4 protein-coding genes and 1 pseudogene are annotated in these 3,737 nt (G+C 61.6%); all 5 read left to right on the forward strand.

Translation table 11 applies throughout. The annotated features are described in order from the left end of the window. The coding region (locus Q0F21_RS06260; RefSeq protein ID WP_297238378.1) for a Sir2 family NAD-dependent protein deacetylase at window positions 1-303 on the forward strand (303 nt) is incomplete at its 5' end. Between the two features lie 29 nt (window positions 304-332). Next, complete coding sequence (gene dgt / locus Q0F21_RS06265) at window positions 333-1,661, forward strand: dGTP triphosphohydrolase (protein ID WP_297238384.1); 1,329 nt, start codon at window positions 333-335, stop codon at window positions 1,659-1,661. Window positions 1,662-1,675: 14 nt separating this feature from the next. Further along, window positions 1,676-2,950 (forward strand): peptidase U32 family protein, encoded by a 1,275-nt coding sequence (locus Q0F21_RS06270; RefSeq protein WP_297238380.1) that lies wholly within the window; start codon window positions 1,676-1,678, stop codon window positions 2,948-2,950. A 3-nt stretch (window positions 2,951-2,953) separates the two neighbouring features. Then, window positions 2,954-3,403 (forward strand): acyl-CoA thioesterase, encoded by a 450-nt coding sequence (locus Q0F21_RS06275; protein WP_297238382.1) that lies wholly within the window; start codon window positions 2,954-2,956, stop codon window positions 3,401-3,403. Then, window positions 3,388-3,737, forward strand: a pseudogene (locus Q0F21_RS06280) (DNA-protecting protein DprA); the annotation flags it as partial. The gene Q0F21_RS06275 and the pseudogene Q0F21_RS06280, both read left to right, overlap by 16 nt.

Here is a 3,737-nt window from a genome sequence, read left to right on the forward strand (position 1 = left end):
ATCGATGCCACCGACCGCAGTGGGCGCCGGCTGCGTCCCTTCATCGTCTACTTCGGTGAGGGGGTCCCCCGCATGAGTGATGCGATCCGCGCCACTATGGCTGCGGACATTTTCCTCATCATCGGCACTAGCCTCGTCGTCTATCCCGCTGCCGGTCTCTCCACCTGCGCCCCAAGTGGGATCCCGAAGTTCCTCATCGACCCCAAGCCGGTGCCAGTGCCGGGCGACTTCAAGCAGATCCGTGAGGGCGCCTCAGCCGGCGTGCGCCACTTTGTCGACCTCCTGAGGGAGCGAAATATCTGAGCACCATGACGGAGGAGAAGAGAAAGAGGATGGACTGGGCGCAACTCATGGCGAGTGAGCGCTTCGGGCAGGAGGAGTCGGCGACCGAGCAGCCCGGTCGAACCGACTACCAGCGGGACTACGATCGACTGATCTTCAGTGCCCCCTTCCGCCGGCTGCAAAATAAGACGCAGGTCTTCCCCCTCCCCGGGCAGATCTTTGTCCACAACCGGCTCACCCACACCCTCGAGGTCTCCTGCGTCGGCCGGTCGCTCGGCAATGCCATCGGTCGTGCCGTCAAGGCTGAGGAGCCGGAGCTGCCCTTCGACTTCTCCGACGTCGGCACCGTCGTCTCCGCTGCCTGTCTGGCGCACGACATGGGCAATCCCCCCTTTGGTCACGCCGGTGAGCGGGCCATCCACGCCTACTTCACCGAGGGCGCCGGCACCCGCTGGCGGCAGAGCCTCGAGGCGGAGGGTGGACGATGGGCCGACTTTGTCCACTACGACGGCAATGCCAATGGTCTCCGTCTCCTGACCCACACCTTCTGCGGCAGACGCCCCGGCGGCTACGGTCTCACCTACGCCACGATAGGCTCCTTCATCAAGTACCCCTACACCTCCGCCAAGGAGTGCGAGACGGGGAAGTTTGGCTGCTTTGCGAGCGAAGAGGAGACCCTACGGCAGGTGGCAAGGAGGCTGGGGCTGCTGGAGATCTCCAACGGCGAGCACCCGGAGTACGCCCGTCACCCTTTGGTCTACTTAGTCGAGGCGGCGGACGATATCTGTTACCAGATCATGGATCTTGAGGATGCGTACAAGCTCAAGATCCTCTCGCGGGAGGAGTGCACCGAGCTGCTCTACTCCTTCCTCACCGACACAGAGCGGGAGGAGGCCGGTAGGGTGATCGATCAGCTCTCGGACGACAACGAGCAGATCGCCTACCTCCGCGGCAAGGTGGTCAATCGCCTAACCCTCTCCGCCATCGACACCTTCCTCGCCCACCGGGAGGAGATCCTGAGTGGCACCTTCCACGGCAGCCTGATCGGTGCCATGGAGGAGCGACAGCGGGAGGCGTACAGAGCAGCGCGGGAGGTCGCCTTTGACCGCATCTATTACGCCGGCGAAGTGCTGGACATCGAGCTGGCGGGGTTTCGGATTTTCTCCTCACTCCTGGACAACTTGATCGAGGCACAGCTCCACCTTGAGAGAGCCTACTCCAAGCTTTGGTTTAACCGCATACCCTCCCAGTACGACATGTCGTCGCCGACGCTCTACGGCAAGATCCAGTCCGCCCTCGACTACATCAGCGGCATGACCGACGTCTACGCCCTCGACCTCTACCGCAAGTTTACCGGCATGAGCCTGCCTGCCATTTAAGCAAAAGGATAGTAATGGAAAGAAAAGACTTCGAGATCATGGCACCGGCCGGCAGCCGGGAGTCGCTCATCGCGGCGATCCAAGGCGGTGCCGACGCCGCCTACTTCGGCATTGAGGGGCTCAATATGCGGGCCCACTCCTCCAAGAGCTTCACCCTCGAGGACCTGCCTGAGGTGGCTGCTCTGCTCCGCGACAACGGGATGAAGAGCTACCTCACCGTCAATACGATCATCTACCCCGAGGATATGGCGCGGATGCATGAGATCATCGACGCCGCTAAGTCCGCCGGCATCTCCGCCATCATCGCCACCGACATAGCCACCATGGCCTACGCCTACGAGCAGGGGGTGGAGGTCCACCTCAGCACTCAGCTCAATATCTCCAATGTCGAGGCGCTCCGCTTCTACGCCCGTTACGCCGACGTCGTGGTGCTTGCCCGCGAGCTCACGCTGGACCAGGTGGAGCTGATCCACCGTGCGATCGAGGAGGAGCATATCTGCGGTCCCAAGGGAGAACTGATCCGCATTGAGATGTTTGCTCACGGGGCGCTCTGCATGGCGGTGAGTGGCAAGTGCTACCTCAGCCTCGGAGAGATGAATAAGTCTGCCAACCGGGGCGAGTGCAATCAGATCTGCCGCCGGAGCTACCTCGTCACCGACGATGCCACCGGCGACCAGCTGACTGTAGATGGCAAGTATATTATGTCGCCCAAGGATCTCAAGACGATCCACTTCCTCAATAAGATGATCGACGCCGGCGTCAGGGTCTTCAAGATCGAGGGTCGTGCCCGCGGTCCGGAGTATGTCCGCACGGTGACCGAGTGCTACGATGAGGCGATCCGAGCCTATCTGGACGGCAGCTATGGGGCAGAGAAGATAGCCGGCTGGGATGAACGACTGGCGACAGTCTTCAATCGCGGCTTCTGGGACGGCTACTACCTTGGTCAGAGGCTTGGCGAGTGGACCGACCGCTACGGCTCCCACACGACTCAGGTCAAGGTGGGCATCGGTCGCGTCTCTCACTACTACAGCAAGATCGGCGTGGCAGAACTGGTGCTGGAGAGCGGTTACGTCGAGGAGGGCGAGCGACTGCTGGTGACCGGTCCGACGACCGGGGCGGTCTTCTTTGAGGCGAAGCAAATGCTGCTCGGCGACAAGTCCGAGCGAAGGAGCCGCATCGACCAGATCGGCATCCCCTTTAGCGTAAAGGTTCCGGAGGAGGTTCGTCCCGGGGACCGGCTCTTCGTGATGAGGAAGCGGAAGAAGGAGAGCGGAAGCAAGTACTTCTGAGCCATGGCACTCAAGACTTACCTCTATCTCAGCCCCGTGACGGCGGTCCGCGACTACGAGTGCGATCTCCAGGGCGTGGTGAATCACGCCAATTACCTCCACTACTTAGAGCATGCTCGCCATCAATTCCTCCGCACCGTCGGCGACAGCTTCTCGAGCAAGCACGATGAGGGATTCGACATGTTTGTCACCCATGCCGAGCTGGACTACCGCCAGTCCCTCAGGTCGGGCGATGCCTATGTGGTCGGGGTCAATCTATCGAGGAGGGGTCCTCTCCTCATTGCCGACCAGGACGTGATCCGCGAGAGCGATGGCGCAGTGGTCTGCTCCGGTCGGATCCACGTCGCCGGCGTGCAGGATGGTCGTCTGACGAGGGGCGAGTACTTCGACTTCCTCATGGACTACTGCGACAAGCACCTCAAGCCCCTCCCCTTCCCGTGTCCCTCTCTCTGACCCCTGCCGAGCTTGCCCTGCTGCGGCTGACGATGCTCCCCGGTATCGGCTCCACCATCAGTCACGCCCTCCTCGAGGACTTTGACAGCCATCCGGAGCGCATCTTCGAGGCGACGGCAGACGAGCTAGCGCAAAACCCCAACATCCGCCCCTCCTTAGCTCGGCTCATCCGCTCTGATGACCCCCTCCACAAGGCTGAGGAGGAGCTCCGGACGCTGAGCGAGAGAGCAGCGGCAGGCGAGACGATCACACCACTCTTTTATGGAGAAGAAGGGTACCCTGAGTATCTGCTCAATTGTGCCGACGCGCCCCTTGTTCTCTATGTCAAGGGAAC

Source organism: uncultured Porphyromonas sp. (assembly GCF_934359325.1).
Lineage (GTDB): Bacteria > Bacteroidota > Bacteroidia > Bacteroidales > Porphyromonadaceae > Porphyromonas_A.

Coding starts and splice junctions, on each gene's coding strand:
- Q0F21_RS06275 (WP_297238382.1), top strand. CDS start 2,954: ATGGCACTCAAGACTTACCTCTATCTCAGCCCCGTGACGGCGGTCCGC.
- dgt (WP_297238384.1), top strand. CDS start 333: ATGGACTGGGCGCAACTCATGGCGAGTGAGCGCTTCGGGCAGGAGGAG.
- Q0F21_RS06270 (WP_297238380.1), top strand. CDS start 1,676: ATGGAAAGAAAAGACTTCGAGATCATGGCACCGGCCGGCAGCCGGGAG.